The sequence below is a fragment of the Enterobacter sp. 22499 genome (genome assembly GCF_052044815.1).
GTDB classification, from domain to species: Bacteria; Pseudomonadota; Gammaproteobacteria; order Enterobacterales; family Enterobacteriaceae; genus Enterobacter; species Enterobacter bugandensis.
This window is the reverse complement of sequence record NZ_JBQENR010000005.1, coordinates 175,441-191,531: the sequence shown is the minus strand read 5'-3', so window position 1 is coordinate 191,531 and position 16,091 is coordinate 175,441. Positions and strand designations below refer to the sequence as shown.

Here is a 16,091-nt window from a genome sequence, read left to right as displayed (position 1 = left end):
AGGGGAAATATTTATTACGAGAACCATCAATGAGTGAAATGATTTACGGCATCCACGCGGTGCAGGCCCTTCTCGAGCGCGCACCGGAGCGTTTTCAGGAAGTGTTTATTCTGAAAGGTCGTGAAGACAAACGTCTGATGCCGCTGATCCACGCGCTGGAAGCGCAGGGCGTGGTGATCCAGCTGGCGAACCGCCAGTTCCTGGATGAGAAAAGCGAAGGCGCGGTGCACCAGGGGATCATTGCCCGCGTGAAGCCGGGCCGTCAGTATCAGGAAAACGATCTGCCGGATCTGATTGCTGAGCTGGAGAATCCGTTCTTCCTGATCCTCGATGGCGTCACCGATCCACATAACCTCGGCGCGTGCCTGCGCAGCGCGGATGCGGCGGGCGTGCACGCGGTGATCGTACCGAAAGATCGCTCTGCCCAACTGAACGCGACGGCGAAGAAAGTAGCCTGCGGCGCGGCGGAAAACGTTCCGCTGATCCGCGTGACCAACCTTGCGCGCACCATGCGTCTGCTGCAGGAAGAGAATATCTGGATCGTCGGTACCGCGGGCGAAGCGGATCATACTCTGTATCAGAGCAAAATGACCGGCCGTCTGGCGCTGGTGATGGGGGCGGAAGGTGAAGGCATGCGTCGTCTGACGCGCGAGCACTGCGACGAGCTGATCAGCATCCCGATGGCGGGCAGCGTGTCGTCTCTGAACGTTTCCGTTGCAACGGGTATCTGCCTGTTTGAAGCGGTGCGCCAGCGCGGGTAGCCTGTTGTGCCGGGTGGCGGCTTCGCCTTACCCGGCCTACAAAAGCATGGTACCGTAGGCCCGGTAAGCGCAGCGCCACCGGGCAACAATCTCACTCCTCTAACGACCGTAAATGGTCATCCTTCCTGAGCGTCATCAGCGCGAAAATACTCACCACCGCCGTTGCCATCACGTAATAGGCCGGAATGTCCAGGTTGCCCGTCTGCTTAATCAGCCCGGTAATGATTAACCCCGCACAGCCCGAAAAAATCGCGTTCGATAACGAATAGGCCAGCCCCAGCCCGGTATAGCGCACGCGCGTCGGGAACATCTCAGACAGCATCGCCGGCCCCGGCCCTGCCAGCATCCCCACCAGACCGCCCGCAATCAATACCACTATCGCTTTCACCGCCAGCGTGCTGGATTCCGCCTGCAAAATTTTCAGCAGCGGCAGGGCGAGGATCAGCAGGAGCACGGTGGCGATAATCATCACCGTTCGCCGCCCGATCCTGTCGCTCAGCATTCCCGACGGAATGATGGTGAGCGCAAACCCAATGTTAGAAATCACCGCTATCAGCAGCGCCTGATTAAACCCGGTGTGCAGCGCAGACTGCAGATAGGTCGGCATGATCACGAGGTAGGTATACCCCGCCGCGGACCAGACCATCACGCGGCCAATGCCCATCAGGATGGTTTTGAGCGTGGCGGAAGTACTGGCCTGAGCAATGACCGCTTTTTCCTTCTGCTGCACAAAGCTCGGCGTCTCTTCCATGCTCACCCGCAGCCACAGCGCGACCACGCCCATCGGCAGCGCCAGGAAGAAAGGAATGCGCCAGCCCCAGTCGTGCAGGGCTTCAGGCGTGAGGAGGACAGAGAGCAGCGCGACAATACCTGCGCCTGCTAGCAGCCCGAGCGCCACGGTAAAGGACTGCCACGCGCCGTACAGACCGCGCTTGCCGCGCGGGGCGAACTCCGTCATCAGCGAGACCGCACCGCCGTACTCGCCGCCCGCGAACAGACCCTGCAGGATGCGCAGCAGCGTAACGATCAGCGGTGCCGCAATGCCGATGCTGGCGTAGACGGGCACGATGCCGATGGCCGTGGTGGCGAGCGTCATTAGCACCAGCACAATAATCAGCGTCGGTTTTCGGCCTATCCTGTCACCAATGCGGCCAAATACCACCGCACCCAGCGGACGGAAGAAGAAGGCAATGGCAAACGAGGCCCAGGTGAGGATCAGACTGGTCAGTCCCGCCTCTCCCTCAAGCTGGAAGAAGTTCTTCGCAATTACGGTCGCCAGAAAACCGTAGACCGCAAACTCATACCACTCGATAAAGTTACCAATGGAGCCTGCAATTAATGCTCGCTTGTGCGCATCCTGTTGCATAACGATCCTCACAAAGACGGGTTAAGAATAAATTATTCAACATAAGCGAAGTAATGAAATAGTTTATTCTTATGTTCTGTGAGCTATTTCACGAATGATATCAGCGGGATCGCCATCGTGTGACCTCACTCCCATGCAGCGTTCATACGGTCTGTCCATACTTACCTTCATTGCCACTGAAGGAGGGAGACAGCATGCACTGGCAGACCCATACCGTTTTTAATCAACCAGCCCCACTCTCTAACAGCAACCTTTTCCTCTCTGACTGCGCCCTGCGCGACGCGGTTGCGCGCGAGGGTGCCGAGTGGGATATGGATCTTCTTGCCAGCATTGGACAGCAGTTAGGCACGGCGGAGTCGCTGGAGCTGGGCAGGCTGGCGAACGTGAATCCGCCGGAGCTATTACGCTACGACCCCACGGGTGAGCGGCTGGATGACGTCCGCTTTCATCCGGCATGGCACCTGCTGATGCAGGGGCTCTGCGCTAACCGGGTACATAATCTGGCATGGGAGGAAGAGGCACGAAAAGGTTCTTTCGTCGCCAGGGCCGCGCGCTTCGTGCTCCATGCTCAGGTAGAAGCGGGGACGTTATGTCCGGTGACCATGACCTTCGCCGCCACGCCGCTGTTGCAGCAGTCGCTGCCCAAACCGTTTCATGAATGGTTAACGCCGCTGATGAGCGACCGTTACGATCCCCATCTCGCGCCGGGTGGGCAAAAGCGCGGCCTGCTGATCGGCATGGGAATGACGGAAAAGCAGGGCGGCTCGGACGTGCTCAGCAACACCACCAGAGCGGAAAAATGCAGCGACGGCAGCTACCGTCTGGTGGGCCACAAGTGGTTTTTCTCCGTGCCGCAGAGCGATGCGCATCTGGTGCTGGCGCAGGCGAAAGGCGGTTTGTCATGCTTCTTTGTCCCGCGTTTCTTACCCGACGGACAGCGCAACGCCGTACGGCTGGAACGTCTGAAAGACAAGCTCGGCAACCGCTCGAACGCCAGCAGCGAGGCGGAGTTCCTCGATGCCTCCGGTTGGCTGCTGGGTGAAGAGGGAGAAGGCGTGCGGCAAATCCTGAAGATGGGCGGGCTGACGCGCTTCGACTGCGCGCTGGGCAGCCACGGGCTAATGCGCCGGGCGCTTTCCGTGGCGCTGTACCATGCCCATCAGCGTCAGACCTTCGGCAAAAATCTTATCGATCAGCCGCTAATGCGTGAAGTGCTGAGCCGTATGGCGCTGGTGCTGGAGGGGCATACGGCGCTGTTGTTCCGTCTGGCCCGGGCGTGGGATAACCGCACCGACCCGCAGGAGGCCGCCTGGGCGCGGCTTTTTACCCCGGCCGCAAAATTCAGCGTGTGCAAAGCGGGCATTCCGTTCGTGGCGGAGGCGATGGAGGCACTCGGTGGCGTCGGGTACTGCGAGGAGAATGAACTTCCACGCCTGTATCGTGAGATGCCGGTGAATAGCATCTGGGAAGGATCGGGCAATATCATGTGCCTGGACGTGCTGCGGGTGCTGGCGAAGCAGCCAGGTATCCACGACCTGCTTGCCGACGAGTTTGCCCAGGTCAAAGGACAGGACAGACACTTTGACCGCAGTTGGCGGCAGCTTCAGCAAAAGCTGCGTAAACCGCAGGAGGCGCAGGGGAGGGAGATCGCTCAGCAGCTCTTTTTGCTGGGGGCCAGCAGCCAGATGCTGCGGCACGCATCGCCGCCCGTGGCGCAGGCGTGGTGCCGCATGATGCTGGATACCCGTGGCGGTACGCTCATGAATGAGCAGGTGCAAAGCGATCTGCTGCTGCGCGCCACGGGCAGGGTTGGCTAGCGTTTAAGCTGGAACAGGCTGACCAGTTGGGTAAGGTGTGACCCTTTCTCGCGCAGCGTGCGTGCGGTTTGCTCGCTGCGTGAGATGCGATCGGCATTGATATGCGACGCTTCGCCAATGTGGGTCATGGCAAGATTGACCTGGCCGATCCCCGCGGACTGCTCGCGTGACGCGTGGTTAATCTCCGTGACCAGCTGGCTGATGTTGTCGATATGAACGATGATGGAATCCATCGCCAGACGCGTCTGTTCAGACAGCGCATGGCCTTCGCCCACTTTTCGCAGGGTATCGCCAATCAGATGTTCAATCTCCTTCACCGCGTTGGCGCTTCGACCTGCCAGGGCGCGAACTTCCTGCGCGACCACAGCAAAACCTTTTCCATGCTCGCCTGCGCGTGCCGCTTCTACCGCCGCATTCAGCGCCAGAATATTAGTCTGGAACGCGATGGACTCGATCACGCGGGTGATGTCTTCGATACGTTTTGACGCTTCGCGAATGTCGTCCATGGTGGCAACCGCATGGGTCACCGTTTCACCACCCTGATGAACCGCGCGCGAGGTTTCACCAACCAGCTGCTGCGTTTGCTCCATGTTGGCGGCATTTTGCTGCACGGTCGCGGCCAGTTGCTCCATGCTGGCGGAGGTCTCTTCAACGCTGCTGGCCTGCTTGTTGATCTGCTCGGAGATGTCTCCGGTATCGGAGGCCAGCGCATTGGTGCCCAGATGGATCTCGCCCGCGGCCTCGCGGACCTGCAGGACAATTTTTTGTAGCCCATCACCGATACCGTTAATGGCTTCAACCAGCTGGCCAACCTCATCCTGGTGGGTCACGGGCAGGCTGGAGCGTAGATCGCCCGCGGCATACTGGCGGGCAAGGTCAATCACGTTACGCAGCGGACGGGTCAGCATCCGGCGAATAAGCACCACAAACAGGCCCGCGAAGAGGACGGACAACGCTACGCCGGCCAGCAGGAAACGGTCGCGCATAGCGTTAACGCTTGAGAGCAGGACTGATTTATCCACTTCACCGACGATGGTCCAGTTCCAGCCGGGCAGCGGCGTATAGGCCATTTTCAGCGTGCGACCGTCGTCGCTTACGCGTTCCAGCGTGCCTGAGGAATCGCTCAACAGCTGCTGTTGGGTGGCGCTATCCCACTTCGGCTGTTTTCCCTCTTCGCTGGCGTGGAACAGATACTGACCGCGCGTTTTGCCGTTGCTGCGGTCCAGCACGAAGAAGTGCCCGCTCTCGCCCAGGCGGCGGTTGAGGATTTTCTCGCGCATGACATTCCAGGAGTGAGTGATATCCACCCCAACGAAGATGATCCCGATAACCTGACCTTCACTGTTCTTCACGGGCTGGTACTGGGTTATGTAGCGCTTGCCAAACAGGAGCGCCAGGCCGCGGTACACCTCGCCTTTCGTGACGGAGGCAAACGCCGGGCTGCTCGTGTCCAGAACCGTCCCCATAGCGCGATCGCCATTCTCTTTGCGCAGGGAGGTGGCAACGCGAATGAAGTCGTTACCACTGCGAACAAACAGCGTTGAGATCGCTCCCGTACGGCTCAGAAAATCATCAGAAAACGTTGTATTTTCATGGAGTTCAGCGTCGCCCCCTTTCAGCAGGGGAACGGCGAGCCCGTTTATGGTCCGGGTCTGCTGAGTATCGACGCTAAACGGCTGAGGCAGAAATGTCGTAAACAGTCTGGTGTAGCTTTCGACTTCTTCGCTCAGGCTGGTATTAAACATCTGCACCATGTCGACCATACCGGTGGACTGATTATGCAGATCTTCGACCGCGAGGGCTTCAAGCTGCTGGCTGGCTTTTTGGCTGAGCAGGAAAGTGAAAAGCAGAAACAGCGTGGCGACACTGACGCCCGTCAGCAGCGACAGCTTTGTTCCAAGGCCCGCACGGCGGAAAACATTGATCATAAATTGCTCATCATTGAAAAGGTATGGTTCTTCAACGGCAGAGCGGAGATTACGTTTACTGAATTAATGTAACAAAATGTTATTTTATTGTTTTAGAGTGGTTTTAAATTAGATAAAAAATTTGCAAAAACGAAAAGCCACTAAAAATAAGTGGCTTTTATCAGGAAGGATTTATACGTAGAGAATGGCCTGTACCCGCCACTGGTCGATATGGTTATCTTCCTGCATCTGGATGATGCGATACCATGACGCGCCCTGTTCATCGGCCTTTAATGCCACGATACGTTCAACGTCTTGCGGGCTCCCCGGAATGTTATTGACGGAGATCTGGCCTATTTCATTCAGACCTGTTACGCAATCCGCACTGGCGAATTCTGCTGACTGCGCGGTGGTGCTCACCAGGCCTGCAGAGAGCAACAGAGAGGTCAAAGCAAGAGTTCGTTTCATCGTCAGCTCCATTTCACATATTTCCGGTATCCGCCGGGCAATCCTTCGCGAATAAACTCCCATTCCTTGTCGCTGGCATGGAGTTTATTGTGGACAGGAAAATGTCTATGGACGCAAAGCAGTGTAAATGTCGTTCAAAGGTAAACCATTATTTCCGGTACAAAATGGCTTGTGAATACCACTGTCCCGTTATGATGGTTTCGTCGATCATAATAATGACGTAATAATCTGCTTTGGCAGCGACGGCTTGTGCCTTTATTGCGTCTTCTGCGTCATCCGGCGAACCGCGAACGAGCGCGGAGACGGTGCCCATTCGCTGTAATCCTTCCGTCTGATTACGACGAATCTCCTGCGGATGATCGGCAACCGGGGGAGCGGGTTGCGGTGTACCCTGCAGTGCGCTACAGCCGCTGAGCAGAAACACCAGCAATAAAGCAGCAAACCTGTGCATAACCATATCTCGTTTCCTGTTAGCCATAGTGTAGTTGTCTGCGAATTTAGTTTTGGGGGAATGTTCCCGAAGTGTTATCTGGGACGTAATTTTCGAATGAAAATAGCGTCAAACCGTAATCCAGTTCTCAACATTATGAATCATTCATTCGTACAGGGTCGACAATGATTGAAATTGAAATACGCCATCTCGGCGACCATGAAATTTTACACGCTGTGCCGGCAGGGAAACGTGATAAATCGCTGCCTGTTGTGGTTTTTTATCATGGGTTTACCTCATCGAAACTGGTTTACAGTTATTTTGCAGTGGCGCTGGCTCAGGCAGGTTTTCGCGTGGTAATGCCGGATGCGCCTGACCACGGCGCGCGCTTTATGGGCAATGAGCGGGCGCGACTGGGGCAGTTCTGGCACATTCTGCACGGCAGCCTGACCGAGTTTGCCGGGCTGCGCGATGCGCTTTATGAGGCTGGGCTGGTGGCCGATAATCGGCTGGCGGTGGCCGGGGCGTCCATGGGTGGCATGACGGCGCTGGGGATTATGACGCATCATCCTGACGTGCGGTCTGTTGCCTGTCTGATGGGCTCGGGCTATTTTACCTCGCTGGCGAAGACGCTTTTCCCCCCTCAGGATTTAACGGAAATTACGCCGATGCTGGCAGAGTGGGAAGTGACCCGGGCATTGCCGCGCCTGGCCGATCGCCCGCTGCTGCTATGGCATGGTGATGCGGACGATGTTGTCCCGCCCGATGGAACCTTCCGCCTGCAGCAGGCGTTAAAGAATGAAGGACTGGACGCTAATCTGACCTGTTTGTGGGAATCAGGCGTCCGCCACCGCATCACGCCAGCGGCGCTGGACGCCACGGTGGCGTTTTTCCGCAAGCATCTTTAAACGCGCAGGACTTTCACCCCTTGATCTTCCAGCTTCTGCAGGATCTCGGGGTTCGCCCCTTTGCCGGTGATCACCATGTCGATCTGTTCTGCGCGGCTGAACAGCATGCCTGCGCGTTCACCGACTTTGCTGCTGTCGACCAGCACAACGAGCTTGCCCACCACGTTGAGCATGTTTTGTTCCGCCATCGCGGTCAGCATATCGGTTTTATACAGGCCGTCAGCGGTCAGGCCTTTGCCGCTGGTAAACATCCAGTGCCCGGCGTAGAGACTGTTTTCGCTGTCCTGCGGGCTGAGCGTGATGGACTGGCTTTTGTTGTACTGGCCGCCCATGATCACCACGCTTTCATGTTCCTGATCGATCAGGTAGTTAGCCAGCGGCAAATAGTTGGTAATGATTTGCACCGGCTTGCCGCACATTTCACGGCCCAGCAAAAACGCCGTGGAGCCGCAGTTGATGACGACGCTCTCACCGGGGTTCACCAGCTGTGATGCCGCTCTGGCAATCCGTACTTTTTCATCGTGATTCTGCGCCTGATGAATATTCATTGGCGACCAGCGTGGACGCTGCTGGCTGATGGCTTCTGCGCCGTTGCGGACTTTTTTCAGCTTGCCGCTCTCATCCAGCTTGTTGATGTCTCGCCGCGCGGTGGCGGGGGAGATCCCTAAACGTTCAATCACTTTCTCGACGGTGATAAACCCTGTTTGCGCCAGGAGTTCCAGTAAAATTTGATGCCGTTGCGCTTCCGTCATGAGCTATTCCGATAAGAATTGATTTGAAAAGATGATATTTGAAATAGCGTGAAATTACTAAAATAAATATGAAATCGCCAGACACAGGGTCTGGCGATGTGGCCTCACAATCAGAGGAAGGATTTGAACGGGAGATCTGGCTCAATGGTGAAGCAATCATCGAAGCCGCGCGGGTAGTGATACTCAAGATTGTCTTTGTCCAGCGGCCAGGTGAACTTGCCGCCTACCTGCCAGATAAAGGGCTTGAAGCCGTACTTCAGGCGGTCTTTTTTCATCTCCCACAGCACGCGGATCTCTTGCGGATCGGCCTGGAAGTTTGACCAGATATCGTGGTGGAACGGGATCACTACTTTGGTGTTGAGCGCTTCCGCCATGCGCAGCATATCGGCGCTGGTCATTTTGTCCGTAATACCGCGCGGGTTTTCCCCGTACGAGCCCAGCGCCACGTCAATCTGATGTTCGTTGCCGTGCTTCGCGTAATAGTTAGAGTAGTGGGAATCACCGCTGTGATACAGGGAGCCGCCCGGCGTCTTGAACAGGTAATTCACCGCACGCTCGTCCATGCCGTCTGGCAGTACGCCAGCAGCCTTCTGGTCGGCTGGCAGGGTAATCAGCGCGGTACGGTCAAAGGCATCCAGCGCGTGGATTTCAATGTCTTTAATTTTCACCACGTCGCCAGGCTTCATCACGATGCAGCGCTCTTTAGGCACGCCCCAGCCAATCCAGAGATCTACGCAGGTTTGCGGCCCGATAAACGGTACGTCGTCCGCGCAGTTTTGCATCACCGCTGCCGCCACGTTCACGTCGATATGGTCGTTGTGATCGTGAGTCGAAAGCACGGCGTCGATCTGGCGAATGGCAAAAGGATCAAGCACAAACGGCGTGGTGCGCAGGTTCGGCTGGAGCTTTTCCACGCCGGCCATACGCTGCATCTGGTGGCCTTTTTTCATCAGCGGGTTGCCGTGACTCTGTTTGCCGGTGCCGCACCAGAAATCGACGCAGATATTGGCGCCGCCTTCAGATTTCAGCCAGATACCGGTGCAGCCCAGCCACCACATTGCAAACGTGCCAGGAGCAACCTGTTCCTGCTCGATCTCTTCGTTCAGCCAGCTACCCCACTCCGGAAAGGTGCTCAGAATCCATGATTCACGGGTAATGGTTTTCACTTTACTCATCGTTTTGACTCCTGGTTTAATCAAAAATAATCACATCATGATTCGTTATGATTAATGCTGGCACTATTTGACGTGCTTTGCAATGGTGAAAATGCGGAATTTTATCTGCGCGACTTCACGGACTCTCCACTCTTTACTTGTTAGATTATCCTGCATTAAACATTAATTTGATGAATTATAAGGATTAATTTATTTTTGTGGTGCGGTAGTGAAAATCATTACTAACAGCATGGAAATAAATTGCGTGATGCGTCACAAATAATCAAATGCAATCTTGTGGTGATTATTTGTGATTAATAGAGTGATGGCACCAACCGCACAGGGATTGCCCCTCGTGTTCTCATTTCTGGAGAGAGTTATGGAGATCCTCTACAACGTCTTTACCGTTTTCTTTAATCAGGTAATGACCAACGCCCCGCTGTTGCTGGGTATCGTGACGTGCCTGGGGTACATCCTGCTGCGCAAAAGCGTCAGCGTGATTATTAAAGGCACCATCAAAACCATTATCGGTTTCATGCTGTTGCAGGCGGGGTCAGGCATTCTGACCAGCACGTTTAAGCCGGTCGTCGCCAAAATGTCGGAAGTGTATGGCATCAACGGCGCTATCTCTGATACCTACGCCTCAATGATGGCGACCATCGATCGCATGGGTGATGCCTATAGCTGGGTGGGGTATGCGGTGCTGCTCGCGCTGGCGCTGAACATCATTTACGTGCTCCTGCGCCGCATTACCGGCATTCGCACCATTATGCTCACCGGGCACATCATGTTCCAGCAGGCGGGGCTGATCGCGGTTTCTCTCTATATCTTCGGTTACCCAATGTGGACCACGATTATCTGCACCGCGGTGCTGGTCTCGCTCTACTGGGGTATCACCTCCAACATGATGTACAAGCCAACGCAGATCGTGACCGACGGCTGTGGCTTCTCCATCGGTCACCAGCAGCAGTTTGCCGCCTGGATTGCCTATAAAGTTGCGCCGTACCTGGGCAAAAAAGAGGAGAGTGTCGAAGACCTCAAACTGCCTGGCTGGTTGAATATCTTCCACGACAACATCGTCTCAACGGCGATTGTGATGACCCTCTTTTTCGGCGCCATTCTGCTCTCTTTCGGCATTGACGTCGTGCAGGCGATGGCGGGTAAAACCCACTGGACGGTCTATATCCTGCAGACCGGTTTCTCCTTCGCGGTAGCGATTTTCATCATCACTCAGGGCGTGCGTATGTTCGTCGCCGAGCTGTCGGAAGCCTTTAACGGCATCTCTCAGCGCCTGATCCCTGGTGCGGTACTGGCGATTGACTGTGCGGCTATCTATAGCTTTGCGCCAAACGCCGTCGTCTGGGGCTTTATGTGGGGCACCATCGGCCAGCTGATTGCGGTGGGCATCCTGGTGGGCTGCGGCTCCTCAATCCTGATCATTCCGGGCTTTATCCCGATGTTCTTCTCCAACGCCACCATTGGTGTGTTTGCGAACCACTTCGGCGGCTGGCGCGCGGCGCTCAAGATCTGTCTGGTGATGGGCATGGTGGAAATCTTCGGTTGCGTGTGGGCGGTCAAGCTCACCGGTATGAGCGCCTGGATGGGCATGGCTGACTGGTCAATTCTGGCACCGCCGATGATGCAGGGCTTTGCCTCCGTCGGTCTGGCCTTTATGGCCGTCATCATCCTGATTGCTCTGGCTTATATGTTCTTCGCTGGCCGTTCGCTGCGAGCTGAAGAAGATGCGGAAAAACAAACAGCAGAAGTGTCTGCTCATTAAGGAGTTTCGATTATGACCGTACGTATCCTGGCTGTGTGTGGCAATGGGCAAGGTAGCTCCATGATCATGAAGATGAAAGTGGACCAGTTTTTGACCCAGTCAAACATCGACCACACGGTGAACAGCTGCGCAGTGGGTGAATACAAAAGTGAACTGAACGGCGCGGACATCATCATCGCTTCAACTCATATTGCCGGTGAGATTAGCGTGTCGGGCAACAAATATGTGGTAGGCGTGCGCAACATGCTGTCGCCTGCGGATTTCGGGCCAAAACTGCTGGAAGTGATCAAAGAACACTTCCCACAAGACGTGAAGTAAGGACGCCACATGAAACTACGTGATTCGCTGGCAGAGAATAACGCCATCCTTTTACAGGCCGACGCCAGCACCTGGCAGGAAGCGGTGAAGCTGAGTGTGGATCTGCTGGTTAAAGCGGACGTTGTCGAGCCGCGCTATTACCAGGCCATTCTGGATGGCGTGGCGCAGCACGGCCCCTATTTCGTGATTGCGCCGGGCCTGGCCATGCCGCACGGCCGCCCGGAAGAGGGCGTCAAGAAAACCGGTTTTGCACTGGTGACGCTGAAAACGCCGCTGGTGTTCAACCACGAAGATAACGACCCGGTCGACATTCTCATCACCATGGCGGCCGTTGATGCCAACACCCACCAGGAGGTGGGCATCATGCAGATCGTCAACCTGTTTGATGACGAAGCCAATTTTGACCGTTTACGCGCCTGCCGCACCGCGCAGGAAGTGCTGGATTTAATTGATAACGCCACTGCGGCGGCCGTTTAAGAGGAATTGAACATGTCATTACCAATGTTGCAAGTTGCGCTGGATAACCAGACGCTGTCTCACGCTTACGAAACCACCCGCCTGATTGCGGAAGAGGTGGATATCATCGAAGTGGGGACCATTCTGTGCGTGGGCGAAGGTGTGCGCGCCGTTCGTGACCTGAAAGCGCTCTATCCGCACAAAATCGTGCTGGCGGATGCCAAGATTGCTGACGCAGGCAAAATCCTTTCCCGCATGTGCTTTGAAGCCAACGCCGACTGGGTCACCGTGATCTGCTGTGCGGATATCAACACCGCCAAAGGCGCGCTGGACGTGGCAAAAGAGTTTAACGGCGACGTGCAGATTGAACTGACCGGCTTCTGGACCTGGGAGCAGGCGCAGGAGTGGCGCGATGCGGGCATCCAGCAGGTGGTGTATCACCGCAGCCGCGATGCGCAAGCCGCAGGCGTGGCGTGGGGCGAAGCGGATATCAGCGCGATTAAGCGTCTGGCGGATATGGGCTTCAAAGTCACCGTCACCGGTGGCCTGGCGCTGGAAGATCTGCCGCTGTTCCAGGGCATCCCTATTCACGTCTTTATCGCTGGCCGCAGCATTCGCGACGCGGCATCTCCGGTGGAAGCTGCGCGTCAGTTCAAACGCTCAATCGCTCAGCTTTGGGGTTAAGGAGCGGGTATGTTGTCAAAACAGGTCCCGCTTGGCATTTATGAAAAGGCACTCCCTGCAGGGGAGTGCTGGCTGGAGCGGTTACGGCTGGCAAAACAGCTGGGTTTCGATTTTGTCGAAATGTCCGTGGATGAGACGGATGTGCGCCTTTCTCGCCTGGACTGGAGTCGCGAGCAGCGCCTGGCGCTGGTGGGCGCCATTGCCGAAACCGGCGTGCGCGTGCCGTCCATGTGTCTGAGCGCCCACCGCCGTTTTCCGCTCGGCAGTGAAGACGATGCCGTGCGCGCTGAAGGGCTGGAGATCATGCGCAAAGCCATTCGTTTTGCGCAGGATGTCGGCATCCGCGTGATCCAGCTGGCGGGTTACGACGTCTACTATCAGGAAGCCAACGACGAAACGCGCCGTCGTTTCCGTGACGGCCTGAAAGAGAGCGTTGAGATGGCAAGCCGCGCGCAGGTCACGCTGGCGATGGAGATCATGGACTACCCGTTGATGAACTCCATCAGCAAGGCGCTGGGCTATGCGCACTATCTGAATAACCCCTGGTTCCAGCTTTATCCGGATATCGGCAATCTGTCGGCCTGGGATAACGACGTGCAGATGGAGCTGCAGGCGGGCATCGGGCATATCGTGGCGGTGCACGTCAAAGATACCCGCCCTGGCGTGTTTAAAAACGTACCGTTCGGCACCGGGGTGGTGGATTTCGAACGGTGCTTCGAGACGCTCAAACAGACAGGATATTGCGGGCCTTATCTGATTGAGATGTGGAGCGAAACGTCAGACGATCCGGCTGCGGAAGTGGCAAAAGCGCGGGACTGGGTGCGCGAGCGTATGGCGCGCGCGGGGTTACTGGAGGCTGAACATGCTTAAGCTGAAACAGCAGGTCTTTGAGGCCAATATGGATCTGCCGCGCTATGGCCTGGTAACGTTCACCTGGGGCAACGTGAGCGCCATCGACCGTGAACAAGGTCTGGTTGTGATCAAGCCGAGCGGCGTGGCGTATGAAACCATGAAAGCGGACGATATGGTGGTGGTCGACCTCGAAGGAAACGTCGTTGAGGGCAAATGGCGTCCTTCTTCTGATACGGCGACCCATCTGGCGCTGTACCAGCGTTATCCATCGCTGGGTGGCGTTGTGCATACCCACTCCACGCACGCCACCGCCTGGGCACAGGCGGGGTTGCCCATCCCGGCGCTGGGCACGACGCATGCAGACTACTTCTTCGGCGACATTCCCTGCACGCGGGCATTATCGCAGGCTGAAGTAGAAGGGGAGTACGAACGCAACACCGGCAAGGTGATTATTGAAACGCTGGGTGAAACTGAACCGCTGCATACGCCGGGGATTGTGGTGTATCAGCACGGTCCCTTCGCCTGGGGAAAAGATGCCCACGACGCCGTTCATAATGCGGTTGTCATGGAGGAAGTGGCGCGCATGGCGTGGATTGCCCGCGGCATCAACCCACAGCTTCAGGACATTGACGATTACCTGATGAACAAGCATTTCATGCGCAAGCACGGCCCGAATGCCTACTACGGGCAGAAGTGAATAAGTGCTCTGGAATACCGAAAACAGTTGTAACCGGTGGTATTCCGGAGCCATTCATAAAAAAAAGCCCCCGGACAGGGGGCAACGTCAACTATGGCTATGTTCTCGTTGTTGGCTTTCCTGGTGCTAGCGTTAAGGGTTACCGGTAGATATCTGCACTGGCGTGCATATTGCCGTTGCTGCCGGGCTCACGGGTTAACATCACGTGGTAATAGGTTGCGCCCTGGGCATCGGTCTCTTCATTTAGTGCCCGATCTGCTTCGCTTTCAGTGGCGAAATTATGATTGATATAGATTACGCCCAAGCTGTGCACATCATCCATGTTTCTGGCCTGCCGGCCGTCTATTTTGATGGCTGCCATCGCGTTTGCACTGAGCAAAAGCGCCGCCATTATGGCTACTGCGATTTTTTTCATGATATGCGCTCCACGACTGCGTGCTGTGTGAGGGGAATACTCCTTCTTTAATTCAGCTGATCTCTGATTAAAGTGTAATCATTCCTCCGGCGGGGATGCGTGACCATTTCTGATGCAGTTGTTCAAAAAAACAACGCTTCCTGATGCGATTAATTTTAAATCACCCACTTAGACCAGCTTTACGCTTTGTGCGAATTATTTGTGCAATCAGCTTGAGTTTCCTGGGGGGGGCAAGTATTATGACGCGTCAATTTTTCAGCCGACCTTTAACACGTTCCTTGCCTCCCCGGGCCTCGGCTGACCCAGACAGGAGGCTGAATAATCCGTAAGGAGCAATTCGATGCGTCATTACGAAATCGTTTTTATGGTCCATCCTGACCAGAGCGAACAGGTTCCGGGTATGATCGAGCGTTACTCTGCTGCCATCACTGGTGCAGAAGGTACGATCCACCGTCTGGAAGACTGGGGCCGCCGTCAGCTGGCTTACCCGATCAACAAACTGCACAAAGCACACTACGTTCTGATGAACGTTGAAGCGCCGCAGGAAGTGATCGATGAGCTGGAAACTACCTTCCGCTTCAACGATGCCGTTATCCGCAGCATGGTTATGCGTACCAAAAACGCAGTTACCGAAGCATCTCCGATGGTTAAAGCGAAAGACGAGCGCCGTGAGCGTCGCGATGATTTCGCAAACGAAACCGCAGATGATTCTGATGCTGGGGATTCTGAAGAGTAATTTCTGATGACCAACCGTCTGGCGTTGTCCGGCATCGTATGCAGGGCTCCCCTTCGAAAGGTCAGTCCATCAGGAATTCCGCATTGCCAGTTCGTGCTTGAGCATCGTTCTGTGCAAGAGGAAGCCGGGTTTCACCGGCAGGCGTGGTGCCAAATGCCCGTTATTATTAGCGGACACGAAAACCAGGCCATTACTCACAGTTTAACGGTCGGTAGCGCAGTAATCGTTCAGGGGTTCATCTCTTGCCACAAGGCAAAGAACGGCCTGAGCAAAATGGTTCTGCATGCCGAGCAGATTGATTTGATAGATACTGGAGACTAGCCATATGGCACGTTATTTCCGTCGTCGCAAGTTCTGCCGTTTCACCGCGGAAGGCGTTCAAGAGATCGACTATAAAGATATCGCAACGCTGAAAAACTACATCACCGAAAGCGGTAAGATTGTCCCAAGCCGTATCACCGGTACTCGTGCAAAATATCAGCGTCAGCTGGCTCGCGCTATCAAACGCGCTCGCTACCTGTCCCTGCTGCCGTACACTGATCGTCATCAGTAATCGGGCACGGTCCATTAATACGACTTTAAGAGGATAA

19 protein-coding genes are annotated in these 16,091 nt (G+C 55.7%); 12 read left to right on the top strand and 7 right to left on the bottom strand.

The window, feature by feature from the left end; translation table 11 throughout:
* Positions 1-29 precede the first annotated feature (29 nt).
* Entirely contained in the window at positions 30-761 is a 732-nt protein-coding gene (gene rlmB / locus ACTJI7_RS16125; protein ID WP_021240712.1) for a 23S rRNA (guanosine(2251)-2'-O)-methyltransferase RlmB, read from the top strand.
* Positions 762-852: 91 nt separating this feature from the next.
* Here the strand turns inward: rlmB and ACTJI7_RS16120 are convergent, their stop codons facing one another.
* Positions 853-2,127 carry an MFS transporter gene (locus tag ACTJI7_RS16120; protein WP_063154919.1) on the bottom strand — a complete coding sequence of 425 codons (1,275 nt, stop codon included), beginning with the start codon at positions 2,125-2,127 and terminating at the stop codon, positions 853-855.
* Positions 2,128-2,321: 194 nt separating this feature from the next.
* Here ACTJI7_RS16120 and ACTJI7_RS16115 point away from each other — a divergent pair, with 194 nt between their 5' ends.
* Positions 2,322-3,944, top strand: coding sequence for an isovaleryl-CoA dehydrogenase (locus ACTJI7_RS16115; RefSeq protein WP_193541734.1), 1,623 nt, complete (start codon positions 2,322-2,324; stop codon positions 3,942-3,944).
* Here the strand turns inward: ACTJI7_RS16115 and ACTJI7_RS16110 are convergent.
* The 3 genes from ACTJI7_RS16110 to bsmA form a co-directional block, all read right to left on the bottom strand.
* The gene (locus ACTJI7_RS16110; RefSeq protein ID WP_049138534.1) at positions 3,941-5,872 is read right to left on the bottom strand and encodes a methyl-accepting chemotaxis protein; all 1,932 of its coding nucleotides are present in this window, start codon (positions 5,870-5,872) and stop codon (positions 3,941-3,943) included. The two genes, ACTJI7_RS16115 and ACTJI7_RS16110, sit on opposite strands and share 4 nt — an antisense overlap.
* 171 nt (positions 5,873-6,043) lie before the next feature.
* Entirely contained in the window at positions 6,044-6,331 is a 288-nt protein-coding gene (gene yjfN, locus ACTJI7_RS16105) for a DUF1471 family protease activator YjfN (protein WP_032644956.1), read from the bottom strand.
* Positions 6,332-6,467: 136 nt separating this feature from the next.
* Positions 6,468-6,797, bottom strand: coding sequence for a biofilm peroxide resistance protein BsmA (bsmA, locus tag ACTJI7_RS16100; RefSeq protein WP_028015263.1), 330 nt, complete (start codon positions 6,795-6,797; stop codon positions 6,468-6,470).
* Between the two features lie 137 nt (positions 6,798-6,934).
* Here bsmA and yjfP point away from each other — a divergent pair, with 137 nt between their 5' ends.
* Positions 6,935-7,657, top strand: a complete 723-nt coding sequence (gene yjfP, locus ACTJI7_RS16095; RefSeq protein ID WP_063154917.1) for an esterase — start codon at positions 6,935-6,937, stop codon at positions 7,655-7,657.
* Here the strand turns inward: yjfP and ulaR are convergent.
* A complete protein-coding gene (gene ulaR, locus ACTJI7_RS16090) occupies positions 7,654-8,409 on the bottom strand; it encodes an HTH-type transcriptional regulator UlaR (RefSeq protein ID WP_024907324.1) in 756 nt (251 codons plus the stop codon). The two genes, yjfP and ulaR, sit on opposite strands and share 4 nt — an antisense overlap.
* A 110-nt stretch (positions 8,410-8,519) precedes the next feature.
* On the bottom strand, positions 8,520-9,584 hold the full coding sequence (gene ulaG / locus ACTJI7_RS16085; protein ID WP_006810379.1) for an L-ascorbate 6-phosphate lactonase: 1,065 nt from the start codon (positions 9,582-9,584) through the stop codon (positions 8,520-8,522).
* A 358-nt stretch (positions 9,585-9,942) separates the two neighbouring features.
* Here ulaG and ulaA point away from each other — a divergent pair, with 358 nt between their 5' ends.
* The 6 genes from ulaA to ACTJI7_RS16055 are packed head-to-tail and all read left to right on the top strand — an operon-like array spanning position 9,943 to position 14,350.
* Positions 9,943-11,343 carry a PTS ascorbate transporter subunit IIC gene (gene ulaA / locus ACTJI7_RS16080; protein ID WP_028015265.1) on the top strand — a complete coding sequence of 467 codons (1,401 nt, stop codon included), beginning with the start codon at positions 9,943-9,945 and terminating at the stop codon, positions 11,341-11,343.
* 12 nt (positions 11,344-11,355) lie between these two features.
* Positions 11,356-11,661 carry a PTS ascorbate transporter subunit IIB gene (gene ulaB / locus ACTJI7_RS16075; RefSeq protein ID WP_003856022.1) on the top strand — a complete coding sequence of 102 codons (306 nt, stop codon included), beginning with the start codon at positions 11,356-11,358 and terminating at the stop codon, positions 11,659-11,661.
* 9 nt (positions 11,662-11,670) lie between these two features.
* Complete coding sequence (ulaC, locus tag ACTJI7_RS16070; RefSeq protein ID WP_045259633.1) at positions 11,671-12,138, top strand: PTS ascorbate transporter subunit IIA; 468 nt, start codon at positions 11,671-11,673, stop codon at positions 12,136-12,138.
* Positions 12,139-12,150: 12 nt separating this feature from the next.
* Complete coding sequence (gene ulaD / locus ACTJI7_RS16065) at positions 12,151-12,801, top strand: 3-keto-L-gulonate-6-phosphate decarboxylase UlaD (RefSeq protein ID WP_023334265.1); 651 nt, start codon at positions 12,151-12,153, stop codon at positions 12,799-12,801.
* Between the two features lie 9 nt (positions 12,802-12,810).
* Positions 12,811-13,671, top strand: coding sequence for an L-ribulose-5-phosphate 3-epimerase (locus tag ACTJI7_RS16060; RefSeq protein ID WP_063154916.1), 861 nt, complete (start codon positions 12,811-12,813; stop codon positions 13,669-13,671).
* Positions 13,664-14,350 (top strand): L-ribulose-5-phosphate 4-epimerase, encoded by a 687-nt coding sequence (locus ACTJI7_RS16055; protein ID WP_193541724.1) that lies wholly within the window; start codon positions 13,664-13,666, stop codon positions 14,348-14,350. Before ACTJI7_RS16060 ends, ACTJI7_RS16055 begins: the two co-directional genes overlap by 8 nt.
* Positions 14,351-14,489: 139 nt before the next feature.
* Here the strand turns inward: ACTJI7_RS16055 and yjfY are convergent, their stop codons facing one another.
* Positions 14,490-14,765 (bottom strand): DUF1471 family protein YjfY, encoded by a 276-nt coding sequence (gene yjfY, locus ACTJI7_RS16050; protein ID WP_041911476.1) that lies wholly within the window; start codon positions 14,763-14,765, stop codon positions 14,490-14,492.
* Between the two features lie 340 nt (positions 14,766-15,105).
* Here yjfY and rpsF point away from each other — a divergent pair, with 340 nt between their 5' ends.
* The 3 genes from rpsF to rpsR are packed head-to-tail and all read left to right on the top strand — an operon-like array spanning position 15,106 to position 16,054.
* Entirely contained in the window at positions 15,106-15,501 is a 396-nt protein-coding gene (gene rpsF / locus ACTJI7_RS16045; protein WP_014068637.1) for a 30S ribosomal protein S6, read from the top strand.
* Positions 15,502-15,507: 6 nt separating this feature from the next.
* Positions 15,508-15,822 carry a primosomal replication protein N gene (gene priB, locus ACTJI7_RS16040; protein ID WP_028015270.1) on the top strand — a complete coding sequence of 105 codons (315 nt, stop codon included), beginning with the start codon at positions 15,508-15,510 and terminating at the stop codon, positions 15,820-15,822.
* A gap of 4 nt (positions 15,823-15,826) precedes the next feature.
* On the top strand, positions 15,827-16,054 hold the full coding sequence (gene rpsR, locus ACTJI7_RS16035; RefSeq protein WP_000135199.1) for a 30S ribosomal protein S18: 228 nt from the start codon (positions 15,827-15,829) through the stop codon (positions 16,052-16,054).
* Positions 16,055-16,091: the final 37 nt, after the last annotated feature.